20 protein-coding genes are annotated in these 22,587 nt (G+C 70.8%); 16 read left to right on the plus strand and 4 right to left on the minus strand.

What is annotated here, in order from left to right; translation table 11 throughout:
* The first annotated feature begins 73 nt into the window (after nucleotides 1–73).
* The 3 genes from IZR02_RS02120 to IZR02_RS02130 all read left to right on the plus strand — a co-directional run bounded on the left by IZR02_RS02120 (nucleotide 74) and on the right by IZR02_RS02130 (nucleotide 2,232).
* A complete protein-coding gene (locus tag IZR02_RS02120; RefSeq protein WP_025104701.1) occupies nucleotides 74–916 on the plus strand; it encodes a MerR family transcriptional regulator in 843 nt (280 codons plus the stop codon).
* A gap of 112 nt (nucleotides 917–1,028) precedes the next feature.
* Nucleotides 1,029–1,421, plus strand: a complete 393-nt coding sequence (locus IZR02_RS02125) for a hypothetical protein (protein WP_025104700.1) — start codon at nucleotides 1,029–1,031, stop codon at nucleotides 1,419–1,421.
* 4 nt (nucleotides 1,422–1,425) lie between these two features.
* Complete coding sequence (locus IZR02_RS02130) at nucleotides 1,426–2,232, plus strand: nitroreductase family protein (RefSeq protein WP_025104699.1); 807 nt, start codon at nucleotides 1,426–1,428, stop codon at nucleotides 2,230–2,232.
* Nucleotide 2,233: 1 nt separating this feature from the next.
* On the opposite strand, the gene IZR02_RS02135 is transcribed toward IZR02_RS02130, so the two are convergent.
* The gene (locus tag IZR02_RS02135) at nucleotides 2,234–3,763 is read right to left on the minus strand and encodes an FAD-dependent oxidoreductase (protein WP_025104698.1); all 1,530 of its coding nucleotides are present in this window, start codon (nucleotides 3,761–3,763) and stop codon (nucleotides 2,234–2,236) included.
* A gap of 87 nt (nucleotides 3,764–3,850) precedes the next feature.
* Between IZR02_RS02135 and IZR02_RS02140 the strand changes: the two genes are divergently transcribed.
* The 9 genes from IZR02_RS02140 (at nucleotide 3,851) to IZR02_RS02180 (ending at nucleotide 14,006) form a co-directional block, all read left to right on the plus strand.
* A complete protein-coding gene (locus IZR02_RS02140) occupies nucleotides 3,851–4,225 on the plus strand; it encodes a fluoride efflux transporter FluC (protein ID WP_231729394.1) in 375 nt (124 codons plus the stop codon).
* Nucleotides 4,222–4,581 (plus strand): fluoride efflux transporter FluC, encoded by a 360-nt coding sequence (locus IZR02_RS02145; protein ID WP_025104696.1) that lies wholly within the window; start codon nucleotides 4,222–4,224, stop codon nucleotides 4,579–4,581. The genes IZR02_RS02140 and IZR02_RS02145 overlap by 4 nt, the downstream gene beginning before the upstream one ends.
* Nucleotides 4,582–4,692: 111 nt before the next feature.
* On the plus strand, nucleotides 4,693–5,955 hold the full coding sequence (locus tag IZR02_RS02150; RefSeq protein WP_025104695.1) for an ABC transporter substrate-binding protein: 1,263 nt from the start codon (nucleotides 4,693–4,695) through the stop codon (nucleotides 5,953–5,955).
* 4 nt (nucleotides 5,956–5,959) lie between these two features.
* Nucleotides 5,960–6,922 carry a carbohydrate ABC transporter permease gene (locus IZR02_RS02155; protein WP_025104694.1) on the plus strand — a complete coding sequence of 321 codons (963 nt, stop codon included), beginning with the start codon at nucleotides 5,960–5,962 and terminating at the stop codon, nucleotides 6,920–6,922.
* Nucleotides 6,915–7,805 (plus strand): carbohydrate ABC transporter permease, encoded by an 891-nt coding sequence (locus tag IZR02_RS02160; RefSeq protein WP_025104693.1) that lies wholly within the window; start codon nucleotides 6,915–6,917, stop codon nucleotides 7,803–7,805. Before IZR02_RS02155 ends, IZR02_RS02160 begins: the two co-directional genes overlap by 8 nt.
* A gap of 3 nt (nucleotides 7,806–7,808) precedes the next feature.
* Nucleotides 7,809–8,864: a LacI family DNA-binding transcriptional regulator gene (locus tag IZR02_RS02165; protein WP_025104692.1), complete on the plus strand. Its 1,056-nt coding sequence runs from the start codon at nucleotides 7,809–7,811 to the stop codon at nucleotides 8,862–8,864.
* Nucleotides 8,865–8,905: 41 nt separating this feature from the next.
* Nucleotides 8,906–10,102, plus strand: coding sequence for a Gfo/Idh/MocA family protein (locus IZR02_RS02170; protein WP_197426443.1), 1,197 nt, complete (start codon nucleotides 8,906–8,908; stop codon nucleotides 10,100–10,102).
* Nucleotides 10,103–10,261: 159 nt separating this feature from the next.
* Nucleotides 10,262–10,849, plus strand: coding sequence for a TetR/AcrR family transcriptional regulator (locus tag IZR02_RS02175; protein ID WP_025104690.1), 588 nt, complete (start codon nucleotides 10,262–10,264; stop codon nucleotides 10,847–10,849).
* A gap of 16 nt (nucleotides 10,850–10,865) precedes the next feature.
* Nucleotides 10,866–14,006, plus strand: a complete 3,141-nt coding sequence (locus IZR02_RS02180) for an efflux RND transporter permease subunit (protein WP_025104689.1) — start codon at nucleotides 10,866–10,868, stop codon at nucleotides 14,004–14,006.
* A gap of 96 nt (nucleotides 14,007–14,102) precedes the next feature.
* On the opposite strand, the gene IZR02_RS02185 is transcribed toward IZR02_RS02180, so the two are convergent.
* Nucleotides 14,103–14,999 carry an aldose 1-epimerase family protein gene (locus tag IZR02_RS02185; protein ID WP_062766154.1) on the minus strand — a complete coding sequence of 299 codons (897 nt, stop codon included), beginning with the start codon at nucleotides 14,997–14,999 and terminating at the stop codon, nucleotides 14,103–14,105.
* A gap of 273 nt (nucleotides 15,000–15,272) precedes the next feature.
* On the opposite strand from IZR02_RS02185, the gene IZR02_RS02190 reads away from it, so the two are divergent.
* On the plus strand, nucleotides 15,273–17,339 hold the full coding sequence (locus IZR02_RS02190; RefSeq protein ID WP_062766157.1) for a DEAD/DEAH box helicase: 2,067 nt from the start codon (nucleotides 15,273–15,275) through the stop codon (nucleotides 17,337–17,339).
* 70 nt (nucleotides 17,340–17,409) lie between these two features.
* Here IZR02_RS02190 and IZR02_RS02195 read toward each other — a convergent pair whose 3' ends face one another.
* Together IZR02_RS02195 and IZR02_RS02200 are read right to left on the minus strand one after the other, a co-directional pair.
* Nucleotides 17,410–17,949: a YaeQ family protein gene (locus IZR02_RS02195; protein WP_062766160.1), complete on the minus strand. Its 540-nt coding sequence runs from the start codon at nucleotides 17,947–17,949 to the stop codon at nucleotides 17,410–17,412.
* Nucleotides 17,950–17,992: 43 nt separating this feature from the next.
* Nucleotides 17,993–19,087, minus strand: a complete 1,095-nt coding sequence (locus IZR02_RS02200) for an Rv2578c family radical SAM protein (RefSeq protein ID WP_062766163.1) — start codon at nucleotides 19,085–19,087, stop codon at nucleotides 17,993–17,995.
* A gap of 74 nt (nucleotides 19,088–19,161) precedes the next feature.
* Between IZR02_RS02200 and IZR02_RS02205 the strand changes: the two genes are divergently transcribed.
* The 3 genes from IZR02_RS02205 (at nucleotide 19,162) to IZR02_RS02215 (ending at nucleotide 22,575) form a co-directional block, all read left to right on the plus strand.
* Nucleotides 19,162–20,091, plus strand: coding sequence for a M15 family metallopeptidase (locus tag IZR02_RS02205; protein ID WP_217316558.1), 930 nt, complete (start codon nucleotides 19,162–19,164; stop codon nucleotides 20,089–20,091).
* 164 nt (nucleotides 20,092–20,255) lie between these two features.
* On the plus strand, nucleotides 20,256–21,419 hold the full coding sequence (locus IZR02_RS02210) for an acyl-CoA dehydrogenase family protein (RefSeq protein ID WP_062766169.1): 1,164 nt from the start codon (nucleotides 20,256–20,258) through the stop codon (nucleotides 21,417–21,419).
* A 340-nt stretch (nucleotides 21,420–21,759) separates the two neighbouring features.
* On the plus strand, nucleotides 21,760–22,575 hold the full coding sequence (locus IZR02_RS02215) for a GntR family transcriptional regulator (RefSeq protein WP_161973074.1): 816 nt from the start codon (nucleotides 21,760–21,762) through the stop codon (nucleotides 22,573–22,575).
* Nucleotides 22,576–22,587 lie beyond the last annotated feature (12 nt).

Below are 22,587 nucleotides of genomic sequence, written 5' to 3' on the forward strand. Positions count from 1 at the left end.
ATTCGAACGGGGTTGACCTTGACGTGACGGCAACTTCTACGGTGGAGGGGAACGACACGGAAGGGTGGGCGGGATGAGCGAGAAGGACTGGTCGATTCAGGAGATCGCACGACTGGCGGGGACGACGAGCCGCACGCTGCGGCATTACGACGACATCGGGTTGCTGCCTCCGTCGCGCATCGCGGCCAACGGGTACCGGCACTACGACGCGGCGGCGCTCGTGCGGCTGCAGCGGATCCTCCTGCTGCGGGAGCTCGGGCTCGGACTGCCGCAGATCGCGGAGGTGCTGGGCCCTTCGACAGGCTCAGGGACCCAGGGCGGGGGCTCAGGGGCCCAGGGCGGGGGCTCGGCGGCGGAGGCGTCGGCGCTCGAGACACACCTCGCGCTGCTGCGCGAGGAGCAGACCAGGCTGGCGCGGCAGATCGCGTCGGTCGAATCCACCATCACGGCATTGAGAGGAGGTGAGAACCTCATGGCAGAGAACATGTTCGACGGCTTCGACCACACGCAGTACAAGCAGGAGGTCGAGGACCGCTGGGGGAAGAAGGCCTACGCCGACAGCGACCGCTGGTGGCGCGGGATGAGCGACGCCGAGCGTGCCGAGTGGCAGCAGCGCGTGTCCGACCTCGGACGCGACTGGATCGCCGCGGCGGAGAGCGGTATCGATCCCGCGTCCGCCGAGGCGCAGGAGCTCGCGCGCCGTCACGTGGCCTGGCTCACGGGCATCCCGGGCACTCCCGCCGCCGCGCTCCGGCAGGGACCGGACGCGGATGCCAAGGCCTACGTCATCGGTCTCGGCGAGATGTACGTCGCAGATCCGCGCTTCGGCGCGAACTACGCGACGTCCGCGGGTGGCACCCATGGCGCGGAGTTCGTCCGCGACGCGCTCCGCATCTACGCGGAAGCCTCCCTCTGATCCGTCGAGCGGCCCCCTTGCGTGCGACCCACCCCGCTGCGGTCGTACTCAAGGGGGGGCTCGCACGCAAGGGGGTGGATCGGGGGAGGAGGGGAGGGCGTAGGGTCGTGCCATGACGGGGCAAGCGCGACGGGCACGACGGGAGCGCGACGACCGCCCCGCGTCCGGAGCCTTCGCGGTGGCGGCGACGGCCTATGCGGCCAACTGCGCCCTCGGCGCCGCGGTGGCGGCGCGGCTCATCGACACGCGCCGCTTCCGCTGGGTGCACCACGCCCTCTACATCCTGACCTGCGCGACGACCGGACTCGCCGTCGTCGCGGGTCTCGCCACCCGCACGCCGCGCACCCGTCGCGCCGCCCTTGCTCTCCTCCCCGCCGCCGTCCCCCTGGCCGCGATCCCCTACGCCGGGACGCACACTCGGCGGCACCCGCTCGTCGCCCTCACGGCGGCGCCCTTCGTCCTCGCGGGCCTCGTGGTCTCGCGCCTCCCCTCCGACCGGAAGTGACCGCATGGAACTGCTCGACGCCATCCGCCGCCGCAAGACCACGAACGGGGCGTTCCTGCCCGACCCGGTCTCCGAGGAGCACCAGCGCATCCTCCTGGAAGCGGCCGGGCGCGCGCCCTCGCAGCTCAACAGCCAGCCCTGGCGCTTCGTGGTGATCGAGAACAGGGACACGATCGACGAGATCGCGCGCATCTCCGGCGAGAGCATGACGGAGGCCATGTCGAACGGCACGTTCTTCGAGCGGTACAAGCCGTACTTCCGCTTCAGCCAGGAGGAGATGGAGGAGAAGCGCAGCGGCATGCTGTTCGACAAGCTCCCCGCGCCGCTTCGGCCCTTCACGTCCCAGGTGTTCACGAAGCGCGGCCAGACGCTCATGAACACGTTCGGCGTGCCGAAGACGCTGGGCTCGGAGAACCGCAAGCTCGTCGCCGGATCGCCGCTGCTCCTGGGCGTCATGCTCGACCGGAGCGAGTACCGGCCCGGGCAGCTGTCGTCGTTCTACTCCGTGTTCAGCATGGGGGCGGCCATGGAGAACGTCTGGCTGACCACGGTCGAGCTGGGCATGGGCATCCAGTTCATCTCGTTCCCGATGGAGGTGCCGGGGCGCTGGGACGAGATCGTCCGGCTGCTGCGGGTGCCCGACGATCTCGAGCTCATGGCCGTGTACCGGCTCGGCTACCTGCCGCCCGAGCAGCGCCGCCCGGCGATCGACTGGTCCAGCAGCCAGCGCAAGCTCGTGTCGCAGTACGTGTTCCGCGAGGACTGCGACACCCCGCAGCAGGGCTGGGACACGCCGCCGGCGCGGACCTGAGTCAGGAGCCCCCGACCGTCCGCGGCATCTCCGGGAGATCGTTCAGCGCCGGTCCTTCGATGCGCGTGCCGTCCGCGGCGAACCGCGACGCGTGCAGCGGGCAGTCCCACGTGCACTCGGCGTCGTTCCAGTCGAGGACGCCGCCCAGGTGCGTGCAGACGGCGCTGACGGCCCTGGTCACGCCGTCGACCGTGGAGATGGCGACCGGGCGACCGCCGCGGTTCGCCACGACGCCCTCGCCCTCCGCGGGCTGCGGCACGGGGACCGGCGTGGTCTCGGCCTCGACCCAGCCCTTCGTGGCCGCGGCGGCCACCTTCGCACCCTCGACGGCCCCCCGTGCGAGATCGGCGGGGACGGTGAGCCGGGTGCCGAGGCGCAGCATCCAGGACGGGCGCTCGCGGCGCTTCGTCCCGATGATCTCCTCCGTGAGCCGCAGGGCCGCAGCGGGCGCGTTCGACAGCCCCCACTTCGCATACCCGGTGGCGATGCGGATGCGCCCGAGGCCGCGCGGCAGGGCGCCGACGAAGGGGATGAGGTTGTGCGACTGGTAGTCCTGCGCGGACCAGCGGTGGGTCTCCTCCGCATCCGGGAAGTGCAGGCGGGTCCAGTCCACGAGGTCGTCGATCGCCGCGGTCTCGCCGTCCGAGCGGCCGACCGGATGCCCGTTGCCGCCGACGACGAGCTGCGCGGTGTCGGCGGGGCCGTCGGCGGCGGACACCGGCCGGATGGACCGCGTCGGGCCGTCGGCGGAGATGAACGTCCCCTCCGGCACGCCGCCGGAGACCCGGAACGAGACGCAGTACGACCGCATCCCGGCGACCTTGGAGAAGTACAGGCCGCGGTCGAGGATCGGGGTCCCCGTCGCGAGGACGATGTGCTCGGCGAACATCGGGCCCGCCGTCGTCTCCACCCGTGGCTCCGGCAGGGCGTGGGCGCCGGTCACGCGGACGCCGGTGTGCAGCGTGCCGCCTCCCGCGAGGAACTCCTTCGCGAGCGCGTCGGCGACGGCGACCGGGTCTATCGTCACCTGCGAATCGAGGGCGACCGCGCCCGCGACGGGGAACGGCGTCGACAGCTCGCCCGCGGTGAGCAGCCGGGTCGGAAGCCCCGCCTCCCGTGCGGCGGAGTGCTGGGCTCGGACCGCCTCGAGCCCGTCCGGACCCTGGGCGTAGGTGTGGTCGGTCCGCTCGGTGTAGCTCAGGCCCGCGCTGTCGGCGAAGCCGGTGAGCCACTCCATGCCGGCCCGGTTGGCGTCGACGTACGCCTGGACGAGGGCCGCCGGATGGTGCCTGCGGATGGTGGCGAGCTGCTGCCCCTGGAGGAGCGAGAGCTTGCCCGTGTTGCCGCCCGTCGACAGCTCCGCCACGTCCCCCGCGTCGACGACCACGACGTCGAGTCCGGCGCGGGTCAGGAGCACTGCGGTCGAGAGGCCGGTGAGCCCCGCCCCCACGATCAGCACGTCGTGCTGCGCGCCGGGATCGAAGGGAGTGCCGTGGGGTGCGTCCTGGTCGACCTTCCAGAGGGGCTTCATGCCGACAGTCAACGCCTGTCCCCGCCCCCACCCCAACGCCTTGACATTCGACGGTCGCGCTGTCATGCGGCGACTACAGTGGCGAGCGTGAGTCTCCGTCGTGTCCTGCTCGTCGCGCTCGGCGGCACGCTCGGGACGGCGGCGCGTCTGGGCCTCGGACTCCTCGTGGACGATCCCGGCGACTTCCCCCTCGCGGTGCTGCTGGCCAACGTGCTGGGCGCCCTGCTCATCGGGGTCGTGGCGGCGCGGCTCCCGGCCTCGGCGGAGCTGCGGCTGCTGCTCGGCACCGGCGTCCTCGGCGGCTTCACGACCTATAGCGCCCTCATGACCGGGACGTTGGCCCTGTGGGGGTCGGCTCCGCTCCTCGCCGCCGCGTATGCCGTGGGCAGTCTCGTCCTCGGTCTTCTCGCGGCCGCGGCAGGGCTCCGGCTGGGGCGCCCGCGCCGGGGAGGCGTGTCGTGAGTCCACTGCTGTTCCTCGCGGCCGCGCTCGCCGGGGGCGTCGGCGCCGTCCTGCGGTACCTCGTCGACCTCGGCGTCGCGCGGCTCGCCGGCCGACGGTTCCCGTGGGGGATCCTCGTCGTCAACCTCACCGGCTCCTTCGCGCTGGGCCTCGTGACGACGGCGCTGCCGGAGGCGGCGTTCGTGCTCGGCGCAGGCCTCCTCGGCGGCTATACGACCTTCAGCACCGCGATGCTCGATGTGGTCGCACTGTGGCGGGACGGCGAGCGCGGCGCCGCGGTGTTCGACGCGGTCGGCATGCTCGTGCTCGGTCTCCTCGCCGCGGGACTGGGGCTCGCGCTGGGGGCTGCGCTCTAACCGACGCTTGCGGAGAGCCGTCGGCGCGCGCTACTCTCGCTGCTAATCGTTTAACGCTAAACGGTTAACATCGCGCACCGCCTTCTCGTGCACCCGTCAAAGGAGACCTCGATGCCCCGCACCTCTCGCCGCGCCCTGGGCGCCCTCGCCGCCTCCGCGGCCGCCGTCCTGGCGCTCTCCGCCTGCTCCTCCTCCGCGACCGGGGAGTCGTCGGGCGGCGACATCACCCTCAGCTACGCGATCTGGGACGAGAACCAGAAGCCCGCGATGGAGGACATCGCCGCCGCGTACACCGAGGAGCACCCGAACGTCACGATCGAGATCCAGGTCACGCCGTACAAGGAGTACTTCACCAAGCTCCAGACCGCGGTGACGGGCGGCTCGGCCGCCGACGTGTTCTGGATGAACGGCCCGAACTTCCAGCTCTACGCCTCGAACGGACAGCTCGCCCCGCTCGACGACGTGGACGCGGCCGACTACCCCCAGGGGCTCGTCGACCTCTACACCTACGACGACGCGCTCTACGGCGCCCCCAAGGACTTCGACACCGTCGCGCTCTGGTACAACAAGGCGCTGTTCGACGCCGCGGGGGTGGAGTATCCGAGCGCGGGCTGGACCTGGGACGACTTCCGTTCCGCGGCCGCGAAGCTGACCGACCCGGCGAAGGGCCAGTTCGGCGTCGCCGCGAGCCAGTACGGCCAGGAGAACTTCTACAACTCCATCGCGCAGGCCGGCGGCGAGGTCATCTCCGCGGACGGCACCCAGAGCGGATACGGCTCCCCCGAGGCTCTCGAGGGCATCGAGCTGTGGACCGACCTCATCGCCGACGGCTCCTCGCCCACGGCGCAGCAGATGACGGACACGAACCCGGAGGACTTCTTCCTGTCCGGCAAGGTCGCCATGTTCCAGAACGGCTCCTGGGCCGCCATCGCCTACGCGGACAACGCGGACATCGGGGGCAGCGTCGACGTGGCGCCGCTGCCGGCGGGTCCGGAGGGCAACCAGAGCGTGATCCACGGCGTCGGGAACGTCGCGAACGCCAAGAGCGCGCACGTGGAGGAGGCCAAGGACTTCGCCGCCTTCGCGAGCGGCGAGCAGGCCGCGAAGATCCAGGCCGAGACCGGCACCGTGATCCCCGCGTACAACGGCACGCAGCAGGCCTGGGTCGACGCCCTCCCGCAGTACGACCTGCAGGTCTACATCGACGCGCTGGAGACGGCCGTCCCGTACCCCGTGTCGAAGAACACCTCCGCGTGGACGAGCATCGAGAGCGAGGTGCTGTCCCAGGTGTGGTCCGGAGCGGTCTCCCCGAAGGACGGACTGCAGGATCTCGCCGCGCAGATGCAGACCGCGCTGGACGCCGAGCAGGAGTGACCGGATGACCGTCCTCGCGCCTCGCGCGGTCGCCCCCGCCGCCGGACGGACCCCGGAGGCCCCACCCTCCGGGGTCCGCCGGCGGCGCCGCACGCCCGGTGCCTCGCCGTGGTGGGCTCTGGTGTTCCTCGGGCCCACCGCCCTGGGCCTCGCCGTGTTCTACCTGTGGCCGACCGTGCGCACGCTCATCATCTCCTTCACGAAGACGGGGCCGTTCGGCGGCGCGGAGTGGATCGGGTTCGAGAACTACGTCCGGCTGTTCCAGGATCCGGAGCTCCTCGGGGCCCTCCGTAACACCGCGGTCTACACGGTGATCGCGCTCATCGGCATCCCACTCGCGGTCGGGATCGCCGCGCTGCTGAACACCACCGGTCTCAAGGGCCGCAGCGCCTATCGCACGCTCTACTTCATCCCCGTCGTCACCATGCCCGCGGCGATCGCGCTCGTGTGGCGCATGATCTACAACGGCGACTACGGCGTGCTGAACGCGGCCCTCGGCGCGGTCGGCATCGAGGGGCGGAGCTGGCTGACCGATCCGAACACCGCGCTGGTCGCGATCGCCGTCGTCGGCATCTGGGCGGGCCTCGGGACCAACATCGTCATCTTCCTCGCCGGGCTCCAGGGCATCCCCGACACGATCATGGAGGCGGCCGACCTCGACGGGGCGGGCCCCGTACGCAAGTTCTTCTCGATCACGATCCCGCTGCTGTCGCCCTCGATCTTCTTCGTCAGCGTCATCAGCGTGATCGGGGCGCTGCAGGTGTTCGATCTCATCTACATGATGCTCGGGCGCAGCAACCCCGCGATGCCGAACACCCGGACGGTCGTCTACCTGTTCTACGAGGCGGGCTTCCTCGACAACGACCGCGGCTACGCCGCCGCCGTCGCCTTCCTCCTGCTGCTGATCATCCTCGTGCTGACGATCGTGCAGTTCCGGCTGCAGAAGAAGTGGGTGCACTATGAGTGACGTCTCCCTCGACACCCGCGCGGTCGTCGGTGCCGCCCCCGCACGATCGCGGAGGGCGGGCACCCCACGGAACCGCGGGCTGTGGATCGTCCACGTCGTGCTCATCGTCGGCGCCGCGCTCATGGTGTTCCCGTTCGTCTGGCAGCTGCTGACCTCGTTCAAGACGCTGTCCGACTCGGTGCAGGTGCCGCCGTCGTTCCTTCCGCGCGAGTGGGTGTTCACCAACTTCGCCGAGGTCTTCGACTCGATGCCGTTCGGGCAGATGTTCCTGAACTCCGTGCTCCTCACGGTCGGCCGCACGGTCGGGCAGGTCGCCCTGTGCACCATGGCGGGCTACGCGTTCGCGCGCATCGCCTTCCCGGGCCGGAACGCCCTGTTCGTCGTGTTCCTCTCGGTGCTCATGGTGCCCTCGCAGCTCTACCTGCTGCCGCAGTACGAGATCATCCAGGCGCTCGGCTGGCTGAACACGCTGCAGGCGCTCATCGTGCCCGGCATCTTCAGCGCCTTCGGGACCTTCCTGATGCGGCAGTTCTTCCTCTCGATGCCGGCCGAGCTGGAGGAGGCGGCGCGCATCGACGGGGCGAATCCGTGGCAGACCTTCTGGCGGATCATGGTTCCGCTCGCGAAGCCTGGCATCATCGCACTTGTGGTGTTCACTGTGCTGTGGTCCTGGAACGATCTGCTGTGGCCGCTGATCGTGACGACCGATCCGGCGAAGATGCCGCTGTCGGTCGGACTCTCGCAGCTCGTCGGCATCCACGGCACCGACTACCCGGTGCTCATGGCGGGTGCCCTGCTGGCGACCCTGCCCATGCTGGTGACGTTCATGATCCTGCAGCGGCAGTTCATCCAGGGCATCGCGTTCAGCGGGACGAAGGGCTGAGACATGGCACAGCGTGAGCACGCCCCGAGCCGCCGCCCGACCCTGCGGATGGTGGCCGAACGTGCCGGAGTGTCGACCGCGACCGTCTCGTACGTGTTCTCCGGGCGAGCAGGGGCCAGCGGGGCGGGCGTGGCCGAGGCCACCGCGGCGCGGGTGCTCGCGGCGGCGGACGAGCTCAACTACCGGCCGAACACGGCCGCGAGGGCGATCCGCACGGGTCGCAGCGGCATGGTGCAGCTCTCCCTGCACATGCTGAGCGATCCGTGGTCGCTGGCGGTGGCCGACGCCGTGAACGCCGAGGCGAACCGGCACGGGCTGACGACGCTGATCCTCGCCGACGGCGACTGGCACGCGGCCCTCGACCGTGTCGAGAGCGACGTGGCGTATCTCGACGGCGTCGGCCTGGACGAGGAGGACGCCCGACGGCTGGGCGACCTCGTCAAGCGCGGCCAGCGGCTCGTGGTGTTCTCGGAGCATCTGGAGCCGGACGGCTTCGACGTCATCCGCTCGGACGCGATCCCGGGGTGCGAACTCGCGATGGATCACCTGCTGGAGCGGCACACGGCCATCGGCTGCATCGCCGCGGAGGGTGCCGTCCGCCTCGCGGGAACCCAGGTCACGCGCTACACGCCGTACGTCGAGAAGCTCGCGGCGGCCGGCATCTCCCCGGATCCGGCGTGGACCGTGACCTACGCGGAGACCCAGGCCAGCGCCTTCACCGCCGCGATCGAGCTGCTGTCGCAGGAGAACCGCCCGGACGCCGTGTACGCGACGACCGACTTCGCCGCGATCGCCGCGATCAACGCCGCGCACATGCTCGGGCTCCGCGTGCCGCACGACGTCGCGGTGATCGGTGTCGGGAACACGCCGGACGCACGGCTCATCGCGCCCACCCTCACCACCGTCGGCCCCACGGACTTCTACGAGCGTCAGGCGCGGATCATCGTCGAGAAGGCGCTCGAGGGCGAGCCCTCGCCCGGGGCGCTGCACGAGTTCCCCTGGGCCCTCGTCCCCGGCGGCTCGACCGACCTCGACGCCCCGGCAGCCCGCGGCCGCTGAGCCGCCCCCTTTCTCTCCCCCTCTGTCACGAAGGACTTCTGTTGGACCTCCACATCGGCATCATCGGCTTCGGCGCGCGCTCCACCCTCCAGGAGGAGGTGCACCGGCCGGGGCACGGCTCCCGCATCACCGCCGTCTGTGACCTCGCCCCGCGCGCCCGCGAGGACGCCAGGGCGCTCGTCCCCGACGCGCTCATCACCGACTCCCTCGACGAGCTGCTCGCATCCGGCGTCGACGCGGTCATGGTGCTGACCCCGGACGACACGCACGCCGCCCTGACCATCCGGGCGCTGGAAGCCGGGGTGCCCGTCTTCTGCGAGAAGCCCCTCGCGATCGATCTCGCCGACGCCGACCGCATGCTGGAGACCGCGCGACGCACCGGCACCCGGCTCTACATCGGTCACAACATGCGGCACATGCCCGTGATCACCCTCATGCGCGGGCTCATCCATGACGGGCGCATCGGGCAGGTGAAGGCCGTGTGGGTGCGGCACTTCGTGGGGCACGGCGGCGACTTCTACTTCAAGGACTGGCACGCCGACCGGAGCCGCACCACCGGACTCCTCCTGCAGAAGGGAGCGCACGACCTCGACATCATCCACTGGCTGGCCGGCGCGTACACCGAGCAGGTGGCGGCGATGGGCGGCCTGAGCGTCTATGGCGACATCACCGACCGGCGGGACCGCACGGGGGAGCGGATGCCCGACTGGTTCAGCATGGACAACTGGCCGCCGACCGCGCTCACGGGACTCCACCCCGTCGTCGACGTCGAGGACATCTCGATGGTGAACCTGAGGCTGGAGGGCGGGATCTTCGCGTCCTACCAGCAGTGCCACTTCACCCCGGACTACTGGCGGAACTACACCGTGATCGGCACCGAGGGGCGCATCGAGAACTTTGGCGACGTGGCCGGCAGCGAGGTGAGGCTGTGGAACCGTCGGCATGCCGGGGCGGCCGACGCGGACGAGGTGTTCATCGTGCCCGAGGTGCCCGACGCCGGACACGACGGTGCCGACGCGCTGCTCGTGGCCGAGTTCCTCCGGTTCGTGCGGCACGGTGGTCTCACGGCGACCTCTCCCGTCGCGGCGCGGGAGGCCGTGGCCGCCGGGATCCTCGCGACCGCGTCCCTCCGGGGCGACGGCTCCGCGATCTCCGTCCCTCCGCTCGACCCCGAGCTCGTCGCCTACTTCGAGCGCGGCCAGACCCCCTCCTCCACCCCCTCCTCCTCCGCCGCCTGACCCACCGGCAGGGGAGTGCAATAGGGCACCCGAACCGCGTCTACCAGGTACGTTTCTGATCCTGCAGCGCGGGGGAGGAGGAGAGGCGCGGGGCTCTCAGGGAGTTCACACCGGAGGGAATGTACAAACGTACATGTACGGATGTCCAGGGGGTGAGCGATGGCGGAGAGCGCGCGTCGGCGGCGTGATCCCGAAGCGCGCCGTCGGGAGATCGTCACCGCGACCGCCGAGCTCATCGTCGAGGTCGGGGCCGACGCCATCACGCACCGCATGGTCGCCGCCCGCGCCGGAGTGCCGCTCGGGGCGACCACCCAGTACTTCGACACCCTCGACGACCTGCGCGGCGCCGCCTTCCTGGCCCTCGCGGACGAGATCGAATGCCGGCTCGACGGGGTGCGGCAGACCCTCGCCGAACGCGGAGCCGGGGCCGACGTCATCGCCGCGCTCGTCCACGACAGCATCCACGACGGACACGCGGTGCAGGCGGACAGAGCGGTGGTCACGGCAGCCGTCCACGATCCGCGTCTGCGCGAGCTCGCGCGCCACCTGTCCGACCGCCTCGTCGACCTCCTGGAGCCGACCTATGGCGCCGACCGGGCCCGAGCGGCGATGATCTTCATCGACGGCGTCATGTGGAGCACGCAGATCCGCGACGTCGATCTCGAACAGTCCTTCCTCGAATCCGCACTGGCGCGGATCCTCGGAGAACCTCTCTCCCTCCCATCCGCAGCGACCGCCATCCCCTGACACCGAGGACCCCGCCTTGTCGAAACTCGCCATCCTCAGCCTGAAGAACCGCGCCCTCATCGCGCTCGTGACGATCGTCGCCGCGGTGTTCGGCGGGCTCGCGCTGACCAACCTCAAGCAGGAGCTCATCCCGTCGCTCGAGCTGCCGGCACTCGTGGTCATGACCACGTACCCCGGCGCCTCGCCCGAGGTGGTCGAGAACGACGTCTCGACGCCGATCGAGTCGGCCATCCAGGGGGTTCCCGACCTGGAGTCGACCACCGCGACGAGCACGACCAATGCGTCCATCGTGCAGGCGATGTTCTCGTACGGCACGAACCTCGCGACCGCGGAGCAGAAGATCCAGCAGGCGATCAACCGCATCTCCTCGCAGCTGCCGGAGGACGTCACGCCGCAGGTGCTCTCGGTCTCGATCGACGACTTCCCGGTGATCCAGGTGGCGGTCACCGGCTTCGACGACGCGGACAACGCCCAGGCGCAGCTCGAGAGCGTCGCGATCCCCGACCTCGAGGACGTCGACGGGGTGAACGCGGCCGAGATCGTCGGCGGCGTCGGACAGCGCATCACCATCACCCCCGACCTCGCGAAGCTCGCCGCCGCCGGACAGAGCAGCGAGGCGATCAGCACGGCACTCCAGCAGAACGGCACCCTGTTCCCCGGCGGCGAGATCACCGAGGACGACGAGACCCTCACGGTGCAGACCGGAGCGAAGATCACCTCGGTCGACGAGATCGCCGCCCTGCCGCTCGTCGGCACCGCGGTCACCATCGGCGACGTCGCGACGGTGGAGCAGGTGTCCGACCCGGTGACCTCGATCTCCCGCGTCGACGGCGAGGACGCCCTGTCGATCTCCATCACGAAGCTCCCCGCCGCCAACACGGTCGAGGTGTCGCAGGGGGTCATCGCGGCCCTCGACGAGATCGGGGAGGCGCTTCCGGACGCGGAGTTCACGGTCGTGTTCGACCAGGCGCCGTTCATCGTGCAGTCCATCGACACCCTCGCCACGGAGGGTCTGCTCGGTCTCGTGATGGCCGTGCTCGTGATCCTCGTGTTCCTGATGTCGGTGCGCTCGACCCTGGTCACCGCGATCTCGATCCCGACCTCGGTCCTCATCACCTTCATCGGGCTGCAGGCGTTCGGCTACTCCCTCAACGTGCTGACCCTCGGGGCGCTCACGATCGCGATCGGCCGCGTGGTCGACGACTCCATCGTGGTGATCGAGAACATCAAGCGCCACTACGTGGGCGACGCGGACAAGGGCGATGCGATCCGTCTCGCCGTGCGCGAGGTCGCCGCCGCCATCACCGCCTCGACCATCACGACGGTGGCGGTGTTCCTGCCGATCGTGTTCGTGGGCGACATGGTGGGCGAGCTGTTCCGTCCGTTCGCGATGACCGTCACGATCGCCATGGTCGCGTCGCTCTTCGTGGCTCTGACGATCGTCCCGGTGCTCGCGTACTGGTTCCTCAAGCCCGGCAAGCCGCTCCTCGACGACCAGGGGAACGCGATCGACCCGGAGGACCCGGCCGCCCCGCCGACGCGGCTGCAGCGCGGCTACCGGCCCATCCTCGGCTGGACGCTGAAGCACTCGGGCATCACGGTCGCGCTCGCGGTGGTGGTCCTCGCCGGGACCCTCGCCGCCGCCCCGCTGATGAAGGTGAACTTCCTCAGCGACTCCGGTCAGAACACCATGACCGTGACGCAGGACCTCGGGCCGACCGCGAGCCTGCAGGCGAAGTCCGACGCCGCCGTCCCCGTCGAGGAGGCCCTCCTCGACATCGACGGCATCGAGCACGTGCAGGCCTCCATCGGGTCGAGCGGTTCCGCGCTGCGCGACGCGTTCTCCGGCGGTGCGGGCATCACGTACTCCGTGCTCACCGACGGCGACGCCGACCAGGAGAAGCTGCGCGCCGAGGTGCAGGACGCGATCGACGGCCTCGGCGACGAGGTCGGCGAGGTCGCCGTCGCGGCATCCGCCGGCTTCGGCTCCAGCGACATCGAGATCACCGTGTCGGCCGCGAGCGGCGACGACCTCGCCACCGCCACCTCCGCCGTGGTGGACGAGCTCGACGGCCGCGAGGGCATCGGGCAGGTGACCGACAACCTCGCCGAGGCGCTGCCGTACATCGCCGTGGTCGTGGATCGCCAGGCCGCCGCCCAGGTCGGACTGTCCGAGGTCGCCGTCGGATCGATCGTGTCGAACACGATGCGTCCCCAGCAGATCGGCTCGGTCGAGATCGACGACACCGCGCTGACCGTGTACCTCGTCAACCCGGAGCCGCCGACGACCGTCGACGCCCTCCAGCAGCTCGCGATCCCCACCGCGGCGGGCATCGTGCCGCTGGAGGACATCGCGACCGTGGAGCAGCGCAACGGTCCGACCTCGATCACCACCGAGCAGGGACGGCGCACCGCGACCGTCACCGTGCCGCCCGCATCGGACAACCTCGCGGTCGCCACCCAGTCGGTCACCGAGGCGCTCGCCGCCGCGGACCTGCCGGACGGCGCCTCGGCCGAGGTCGGCGGCGTCGCCTCGCAGCAGGCCGACTCGTTCGCGCAGCTCGGCCTGGCGATGCTCGCCGCGATCCTCATCGTGTACGTGGTGATGGTGGCGACGTTCAAGTCGCTGCGTCAGCCGCTGCTGCTGCTGATCTCGGTGCCGTTCGCGGCGACCGGCGCCATCCTGCTGCAGATCATCACGGGCGTACCGCTCGGCGTGGCATCGCTGATCGGCGTGCTGATGCTCATCGGCATCGTGGTGACGAACGCGATCGTGCTCGTCGACCTCGTGAACCAGTACCGGGAGAAGGGACTGTCGACCGCGGAGGCGGTGATGGCGGGAGGGGAGAAGCGTCTGCGCCCGATCCTCATGACCGCGCTCGCCACCATCCTCGCCCTCACCCCGATGGCGCTCGGGATCACCGGGCACGGCGGCTTCATCTCGCAGCCGCTGGCGATCGTGGTGATCGGCGGGCTCGTCTCCTCGACCGTGCTGACGCTCATCGTGCTGCCGACCCTGTACAACCTCGTCGAGGGGGCGCGGGAGCGCCGTCGCGCGCGGAAGGGCGAGCCGCACGACGATGGCGCCCCGGTCCCCGTGCACACGGACGGCACGCCGGTCAGCCGGCGCGAGCTGCGCGAGAACCACGGCGAGTAGTCGCGCGTCCGCAACGCGGAGAAAGGGCCCCGGTCCCGTCGAGGAGACGAGGATCGGGGCCCTTCCGCGTGTGTTCTCCGGACCGGTGGACCGCGGTCAGGCGAAGGAGAGGCCCCACTCCACGGTCCAGGTCTCGCCCGGGGCCAGGCGCCGCAGGCCGCGGCCGCTGTTGAGGGCATCAGCCGGGGCGGTCATCGGCTCGATCGCGACGGCGAGCGGCGTACCGGGATAGTTCGTGGCCGTGTACACCTGCACGAAGTCGAAGCCCTCGCCCTGCCAGAGCGTGACGGTCCGGCCGTCGGGGGCGGTGAGGGTGTGCCGCACCCGGCCGTCCGGGTCGCGCTCGAGGTCGGTGAACCCGGTGTCGAGCGAGACGTCGCCGACGCGGATGCCCTCGCGCAGCTCGGGATCGGCGGGACGGGTGCCGATCGGGAGCATGCGGTCATCCGTCTCGAAGGCGGTGCGGGCGGGCACCCGGAGGACGAGGTCGTGCGGGTCGACATCGCCGATCGTGGGGAACGGGTGTGTGCCGACCGCGACGGGCGCGGGGGAGTCGGACCAGTTGGTGAGCGTGTGCGTGACCTCGATGCCGTCCGCGGTGAGGACATACGCGACGGACGTCTCGATCAGGTACGGGTAGCCGGTCTGCGGGAAGACGGTCGCCCGCAGCGTCGCGGCGCCCTCCGTCTGCTCGATGGCGTACGCCGTGAAGCGCAGCAGGCCGTGACTGGCGTTGTCCGTCTTCGGCTCGGTGATCGCGAGCTGGCGCACGGTGCCCTCGTCGTCCCAGCGGCCGTCGCGCACCCGGTTGGGCCAGGGGGTCAGCACGACGCCCGAGCACGACGGCGTCGGGATGTCGAGCGGATACGGGGAGATGAGATCGACCTCGCCGATCCGGAGGGCACGGAGAGAGGCGCCGACCTGGGCGATCTGCGCGGTCACGTCGCCGAGACGGAGATGGACCTGGGTGCCGGTGGGAGAGACGGAGTTCACCTCGACATCGTAGTGCCGCAGGCCGCCGGAGTGCGGGGGTCTCCCAGGGATGCCGGGTAGACTGAGACGGTCGGCTTCGGACACCCGCGCAGGGCGCGGACGTTTTTCAGTGTGTGAAGTGTGAGTCCAGGGGCCGATGGAACGCGTCGATCGACGCGAATCAACCATCACAGGAATGGCCCCGGCCGCAGATCGTCCGGACTCCGCTGGATCGGAGTGCTCGCGCGTGCGCGCAGCGCTGTTCTCGTGCGAGAACGCAAGAAGGACACCCGAATGCCCAAGAACAAGAAGCCCCGCGGCGGTCGCGCCGCCGCGAACTTCGAGCCGCGCTACGGCGCCAAGAAGACCTCGTTCCACGACCGCCACCGTCCGGCCGGCGGTCGGGACACGGCTCGCGACGAGCGTCCCGCACGCGACGACCGCGAGGGTCGCGCGACCGGCGGGTACGACCGTCGCCCCGGGAGCCGCAGCCCCGGGCACCGCGGCTACCGCCCGGAGGAGGCCGAGTCCGGTGCTCCGAAGCGCCGCTGGAGCTCCCAGGAGCGCGCCGGTCGCGACGAGGCCCGCAGCATCCGCAACCGTGCGGAGTCCGGGCGTCGCGAGGCCCCGCACCGCCGCGACGACCGCGCCGGTGGCGGCCGGTTCGACGACCGCGCCGAGCGTCCGCGGTACAACGACCGGTCCGGCGCTGGACGGTTCGACGACCGTCCGCGGCGGGACGACCGCGGCGGCTCGCAGCGACAGGGGTTCCGCGACGGCGACCACCGCGACGGCGGACGCCCGCGCTTCGACGACCGCCGGAACGAGCGTCCGCGCTTCGACCGCGACGACCGTCCGCGGCGGGACGACCGCGGCGGCGATCGCACCCGCGGTGGCGACCAGGGGACCGAGCGTTCGTACGACGCCGCCCGTGCGCGCCGCGCGTTCGACCGCGACCGCACGCAGCGCTCCTTCGAGGGCGGGCGCGAGCGGCCGTCGACCGGAGGGGCCTACCGCACCGAGCGGCCGCGTCGGGACGAGCGCCCTCGTCGCGACGAGCGTCCGACCCGGAGCGACTGGAACGCGAAGCCGAAGGCGGCGTTCGAGCAGGCCGACGACGTCGTCCACGAGCGCCTCGAGGCACAGGCCGTGCAGGCCGTCGAGGTCGAGGGCGTCACGTTCGCCGACCTCGGCCTGGGCTCCAACATCACCGAGACCCTGAACAACATGGGCGCCGCGACGCCGTTCCCGATCCAGGCGGCGAGCATTCCCGCCGTCCTCGAGGGGCGCGACGTGCTCGCCCGCGGACGCACGGGCTCCGGCAAGACCATCGCCTTCGGGGCACCGCTCGTCGAGCGGGTGCTGCAGTCGCAGGCGGGCAAGCGTCGTGAGTTCGGACGGGCGCCGCGCGCGATCATCCTCGCCCCGACGCGCGAGCTCGCGCTGCAGATCGACCGGACCATCCAGCCGATCGCCCGCAGCGTCGGCCTCTTCACGACGCAGATCTACGGCGGCGTGCCGCAGGGCCGCCAGGTGGGCGCGCTGAAGAAGGGCGTCGACATCGTCATCGGCACCCCCGGCCGTATCGAGGACCTGATGAACCAGGGCAAGCTCGACCTGTCCGACTGCCGGATCGCGGTGCTCGACGAGGCCGACCACATGTGCGAGCTCGGATTCGTCGAGCCCGTGCAGCGCATCCTCCGCCGCACGGCCGAGGGCAGCCAGAAGCTCCTGTTCTCCGCGACGCTCGACCGCGAGGTCGCGGCGCTGGTGGACGAGTTCCTCGTCGACCCCGCCGTGTTCGAGGTCGCCGGCGAGGACCAGGGCTCCAGCACCATCGAGCACCGGGTGCTCGTCATCGAGCACCGCGACAAGGCGGACATCCTCACGTCGCTCGTCGACCGCGAGGGCAAGACGCTCGTCTTCGCCCGTACTCGCGCCTACGCCGAGATGCTGGCTGACCAGTTCGACGACGCGGGAATCCCGGCCGTCTCGCTGCACGGCGATCTCAACCAGGCCAAGCGCACGCGCAACCTGGAGAAGCTGACCTCGGGTCGGGTGAACGTGCTCGTCGCGACCGACGTCGCCGCGCGCGGCATCCACGTCGACGACATCGACCTCGTGGTCCAGGCCGACGCGCCGGACGAGTACAAGACGTACCTGCACCGCTCCGGTCGCACGGGTCGCGCGGGGCGCTCGGGCCGGGTCGTCACGCTCATCACGCGGCAGCGCCAGCGCCGGATGACCGAGCTGCTCGGTCGCGCCGAGATCGAGGCCCCGTTCGAGCAGGCCCGCCTGGACGACGACGTGATCGAGGAGATCGCCGGCCGCGTGCCATCCGCCGCCGAGCTCACCTCCTGACCCGTTCGGGATCAGAAAGGCCCCGGAGACTTCGGTCTCCGGGGCCTTTTCGCGCTCCGCACCGGCCGGGTCAGGGGAGGGTGTGCTCGTGGAGGGATGTCGTGAGGGCGGTGCCGTTGAGGTCGAGGTAGAGGACGCCCTCGGTGACCGTGAGGGTCAGGGTGTTGCGGCGGGCGAGGTGGGGCGTGGCGGTGTCGACGAACCCGGGATCGAAGCTGTAGAACCGGATGTCCTCGGCCCGGTGGATGCGCTTGTCGGCCCATGGCGCCATGACCTTCGCGGGATCGCGGTGCGTGTAGACCACGGTCCGGTCCGCGAGGCGGGTGGCATGATGCAGCCGTGCGGCGTCGGGAGCGCCCACCTCGATCCAGACGGTGACCCGCCCCGTGAGGTCGCGCACGAGCACGGCGGGCTCCTCCGTGTCGGAGACGCTCCCGCCGAACGCGATGCCCTCCGCGAACTCGAGTCCGTACGCGAGCACCCGGGTGAGCATGTACGCGTCGGTCTCGGAGGGGTGCCGGGCGGCGCGGAGCGAGACGTCCTCGTAGACCCCGCGATCGGTGTCGGCCAGCTGCATCTCGAACGTGTGGACTGTCGAACCGATCGCCATGATCCTCGAGCCTACGCGGCGCAGCACCCCTTCCGTGACCGACTCAGAACAGCATCGGCTGGGGAGGAGGGGACGCGGCAGCGCGGCCGCTCGGGGTGAACATCACCGGTCCGGCCCCCGGTGTCTCCGTCTGCACGTGGCCTTGGCCCGGGCGGAACCCGCGCCGCGGATAGTCGTCTTCGTGCCGGCCGTCGAGTCCGTGCATCCGGATGAGAGGACGAGCGCGCTTGGCGAGCCACTGCCGATACGGCTTCGGCGCCTCGACGGACGCTCCGGGATAGAGCCCCCGGTACGACGACACGAGGTCGGGACGGTTCTCGCCGAGCCACTGGAAGAACCACGGCTTGACGCCCGGACGCAGGTGCAGGGCTCCGTAGATCACGCTCCGCGCTCCGGCGGCCTTGATGCGGCGCAGGGCGTCGTCGATCGCGGCGAGGGAGTCGGTGAGGTGCGGCATGATCGGCATGAGGAACACCGTGACCGGGAACCCGGCGTCGGCGAGGGCGCGCACCGTGTCGAGGCGGGCCTGCGTGGTCGGAGCGCCGGGCTCGATCGCTTTCTGCAGCGCGTCGTCGTACATCGCGATCGACATCTGCACGTCGACCGGCACGCGCTGCGCCGCCTTCTTCAGCAGCGGGATGTCGCGGCGGATCAGCGTGCCCTTCGTGAGGATCGACATCGGGGTGCCCGACGCCGCGAGCGCCTCGATGATGCCGGGCATGAGGGCGTAGCGCCCCTCGGCCCGCTGGTACGGGTCGGTGTTCGTGCCGAGGGCGACCGTCTCGTGCTGCCAGCTCCCGCGGCGCAGCTCCCGTTCGAGCACCTCGACGACGTTGACCTTGACGACGATCTGGGTGTCGAAGTCGGCACCGCCGTCGAGGTCGAGGTACTCGTGCGTGCCTCGTGCGAAGCAGTAGGTGCAGGCGTGGGAGCAGCCGCGGTAGGGGTTGATCGTCCAGGCGAAGGGCATGCGCGACGCCCCGGGGACGTGGTTGAGGGCGGACTTCGACAGCACCTCGTGGAACGTCATCCCGGCGAACTCCGGCGTCGTCACCGCGCGGAGGACGCTGGACCGGTTCTCGAGGCCTGGCAGCGCCGCCTCGTCGCTGTCCGCGAGCTTCTGTCCCTGCCACCGCATCGTCCTAGTCGAACAAAGAATCGAATGGAAGTCAAGCGAGTATGGCATCAATGTTCGAATGGAAGAATGGGGCCATGCCCTCCTCGCCGTACGCTCAGCATGCGGCGCCGCGCTCCCCGATCTTCGGCCCCGCTCTCCCAGTCGGGCTGGCGGTGACCGCGGTGGGCGTGCTGCTGTCCCTCACCGGGGCGGCCGCGACCCCTGTCGCCTCGGAGGAGATGCCGCGGCCGGTCGCGGTGATGCAGGTGCCGACCGTGGAGAACGCGGCGACGCCCGCGGCGGACCCCTGTGCCGACCCCGGGGTGCAGGAGGCGATGGCGGCGGGGGATGACGCCGCCACCATCGCGGGGTTCGGCGGCGGAGCGCGCTTCCGTGAGGCGGTGGTCGCGGGGAACGCGCCCTGCGTCTCGCTCAGCGATCCCGCCCGGATCTGGGTGGTGGTGAACAAGGGGCGTCCGCTCGATCCGGCCGCCTACGAGCCCGCGGAACTGGGCCAGGTGCCGCTGCAGATGACGACGCCGTCGGGCCGCGTGCGCACGGAGGTCGCCGACGCGGTCGGGCGCATGGCGGAGGCCGCCGCGGCCGCGGGCGTCGGCCGCATCGGCGCGAACAACGGCTACCGCTCCTACGGGCTGCAGGTCGCGACCTACGGCGCCCACGTGCGGGACCAGGGGCAGGCCGACGCGGACGCCGGCTCGGCGCGCCCGGGGCACAGCGAGCATCAGACCGGTCTCGCCCTCGACGTCGTGGCCTGCGATGCCGGGTGCGGCGGTCTCGACGGCTTCGGGGCGACGCGGCAGAGCGAGTGGGTGGCCGCGCACGCCTGGGAGTACGGGTTCATCGTGCGCTACGAGCAGGTCGGCACCCCGGTCACCGGGTATGCGCCGGAGCCCTGGCACCTGCGTTACGTCGGCACGGAGCTCGCGGCGGCGTATCACGAGGGCGGCTTCCACACCCTCGAGGAGTTCTTCGGCCTGCCCGCCGCTCCCGACTACGAGCACTGAACGGACGGGTCCGCGGTGGCGCTCGGCGTGCTCTGAGGCTTTCCACAAACGCGGTACCCAGTCCCACTCGGGATGGGATGCATTCTCACAATCGCCTGTCCTGCCCCGTGTTCCCGCCGTAGACTCGCCGGAGCAACGACGCACGACACGTTCGGGAGGACGGCATGGAACGCGACATCTACGAAGAGGATCACGAGGCATTCCGCGACCTCGTCAAGGATTTCGTCAAGCGCCACGTCACGCACGAGGCGATCGAGAAGTGGGACGCCGCCGGCGAGGTGGACCGCGCCACGATGCGCGCCGCGGGTGAGGCCGGCATCATCGGGCTCTCCGTGCCCGAGGAGTTCGGCGGCGCCGGGATGCTGCAGGACTACCGCTTCCGCGCGATCGTGAACGAAGAGGTCATCGCAGCCGGAGCAGGCTCGCTCGCCGGCGCCTTCGGCATCCAGGACGACCTGGCCGTCCCGTACCTCGTGCACATGGGCACGCAGGAGCAGAAGGAGAAGTGGCTGCCCCGCATGGCCACCGGCGAGGTCGTCGGTGCGCTCGCCATGACCGAACCCGGGGCCGGCTCCGACCTGCGCGGCATCAAGACCACCGCCAAGAAGGTCGACGGCGGCTACCTCGTCAACGGCGCCAAGACGTTCATCTCGTCCGGTGCGACCGCCGACCTCGTCGTGACCTTCGTCAAGACGGGCGAGGGCAACCGGCCCGACGCGTTCAGCCTCGTCCTCATCGAGAAGGGCATGGAGGGGTTCGACAACGGCAAGAAGCTCTCGAAGATGGGCTTCCACGGTCACGACACCGCCGAGCTGTCGTTCAGCGACGTGTTCGTGCCCGAGGAGAACCTCATCGGCGGCGTCGAGGGCAAGGGCTTCATCCAGCTCATGATGAACCTCCCGCTCGAGCGCCTCTCGATCGGCGTGGCCGGAGCCGCCGCCGCACAGGCCGCGCTCGACTGGACCGTCGCCTACACGAAGGACCGCGAGGCCTTCGGGGAGCGCATCATCGACTTCCAGAACAGCCGCTTCACCATCGCCGACATGTCCGCCACGGTCGACGCGCTGTGGGCCTTCATCGACCGCGCGCTCGTGGCGTACAGGGACGGCAGGCTCTCGGCCGAAGAGGCCGCGAAGGTCAAGTTCTGGGCCACCGAGCGCGAGTGGGAGGTGCTCGACGCCGGGGTCCAGCTCCACGGCGGCTACGGCTACATCACCGAGTACCCGATCGCCCGCGCCTTCCTCGACGCCCGTGTGCACCGCATCTACGGCGGCACGAACGAGATCATGCGCGAGATCGTCGGGCGTCAGATCGCCGGCAAGCGCTGACGCAGGGCCCGCGCGGCGGGCCGCAGGAGAAACGCACCCTCGGGACATCCCGAGGGTGCGTTTTCCGTCTGGAGGCAGAGGGGTGCGGCCCCACTTGTATCGACGAGTGGCGCCGGCGGGGACAGTCGGCCGTGCGGCGTGCCGGTCCCTGGGTCGTCGTTCTGCGCAGAAAAGCCTGATGACGAGCGGATAATTCCGGGTCCGACCAGGGGGCCGACTTTCTTCTGACTTGTCTCTTCAGGGGATACATGTGCTGGTCCATGATCGATACATGTCCGGACAGGCGACGTCCGGCTCGAGGACGCCGATGTCCTCGCACCCGCTCACCGAAGAGGCCGGAATGTCCACGCTCACCCTGCCGCAGCTCGACCGTACGTCGACGGCTCCGATCTGGTTCCAGATCATGCGCGCCGTCGAGGGGCAGATCGCCCAGGGCGCCTGGGCGCCCGGGGACCGCCTGCCGAGCGAGAGCGAGCTGCGCGCGCACTTCGCGGCCTCCCGGACCTCGGTCCGCGATGCGCTGTCCCGTCTCGAGAGCGCCGGGATCATCTCGCGGCAGCAGGGCAAGGGCGCGTTCGTCGAGCGTGCCCAGGGGCCGTCCGCCTGGACGCTGCCCTCCGCGCCGAGCCTGCTCGGCGAGTACAGCGAGGACGGACGCAGCGCCCTGAGTTCGGAGATCCTCCGCGGAGGGATCGAGCCGCTGCCGTCCTGGGCCGCCGCGGTGGTCGGTCGCGACTCGCCCGACGGCATGGGCTTCGTGCTGGAGCGCGTGCGCGCCGTCGGCGCCCGCACCGCCGTCCACGTGATCAACTACCTGCCGACGCGCTTCGTCGGCGTCCTTCCCGACCTCCGCGACCCCCGGGCCAGCCTCTACGCCGCGATCTCCCGCGTCACCGGTGTGCGGATCGCGCGCATGCACCGCACGATCGAGGCCGTCTCGGCCGACCGGATGCTCGCGGGACTGCTCGAGGTCGAGCCGGGGCATCCGATCGTCGTGGTCGAGGCCGTCGCCTACGACCAGAGCGGGCAGCCCATCGACATCTCCCGCGCCTCCGTGCGGACGGACCGTTTGCGCGTGAGCGTCGACACCGGCTTCGACGCGGCGGGCATCTCGAACGAGACCGCTTCCGGTCGATACCCGGCCGCGCTCCGCTGACCCCTTCCCCAT

The organism is Microbacterium paraoxydans (assembly GCF_019056515.1).
In the GTDB taxonomy this organism is placed as follows: Bacteria; Actinomycetota; Actinomycetes; order Actinomycetales; family Microbacteriaceae; genus Microbacterium.

Bases quoted from the DNA above. Each gene is read 5' to 3' on its own strand.
- IZR02_RS02120 (WP_025104701.1), top strand. From the start codon at position 74: ATGAGCGAGAAGGACTGGTCGATTCAGGAGATCGCACGACTGGCGGGG.
- IZR02_RS02125 (WP_025104700.1), top strand. From the start codon at position 1,029: ATGACGGGGCAAGCGCGACGGGCACGACGGGAGCGCGACGACCGCCCC.
- IZR02_RS02130 (WP_025104699.1), top strand. From the start codon at position 1,426: ATGGAACTGCTCGACGCCATCCGCCGCCGCAAGACCACGAACGGGGCG.
- IZR02_RS02135 (WP_025104698.1), bottom strand. From the start codon at position 3,763: ATGAAGCCCCTCTGGAAGGTCGACCAGGACGCACCCCACGGCACTCCC.
- IZR02_RS02150 (WP_025104695.1), top strand. From the start codon at position 4,693: ATGCCCCGCACCTCTCGCCGCGCCCTGGGCGCCCTCGCCGCCTCCGCG.
- IZR02_RS02155 (WP_025104694.1), top strand. From the start codon at position 5,960: ATGACCGTCCTCGCGCCTCGCGCGGTCGCCCCCGCCGCCGGACGGACC.
- IZR02_RS02160 (WP_025104693.1), top strand. From the start codon at position 6,915: ATGAGTGACGTCTCCCTCGACACCCGCGCGGTCGTCGGTGCCGCCCCC.
- IZR02_RS02165 (WP_025104692.1), top strand. From the start codon at position 7,809: ATGGCACAGCGTGAGCACGCCCCGAGCCGCCGCCCGACCCTGCGGATG.
- IZR02_RS02175 (WP_025104690.1), top strand. From the start codon at position 10,262: ATGGCGGAGAGCGCGCGTCGGCGGCGTGATCCCGAAGCGCGCCGTCGG.
- IZR02_RS02190 (WP_062766157.1), top strand. From the start codon at position 15,273: ATGCCCAAGAACAAGAAGCCCCGCGGCGGTCGCGCCGCCGCGAACTTC.
- IZR02_RS02195 (WP_062766160.1), bottom strand. From the start codon at position 17,949: ATGGCGATCGGTTCGACAGTCCACACGTTCGAGATGCAGCTGGCCGAC.
- IZR02_RS02200 (WP_062766163.1), bottom strand. From the start codon at position 19,087: ATGCGGTGGCAGGGACAGAAGCTCGCGGACAGCGACGAGGCGGCGCTG.
- IZR02_RS02205 (WP_217316558.1), top strand. From the start codon at position 19,162: ATGCCCTCCTCGCCGTACGCTCAGCATGCGGCGCCGCGCTCCCCGATC.
- IZR02_RS02210 (WP_062766169.1), top strand. From the start codon at position 20,256: ATGGAACGCGACATCTACGAAGAGGATCACGAGGCATTCCGCGACCTC.
- IZR02_RS02215 (WP_161973074.1), top strand. From the start codon at position 21,760: ATGTCCACGCTCACCCTGCCGCAGCTCGACCGTACGTCGACGGCTCCG.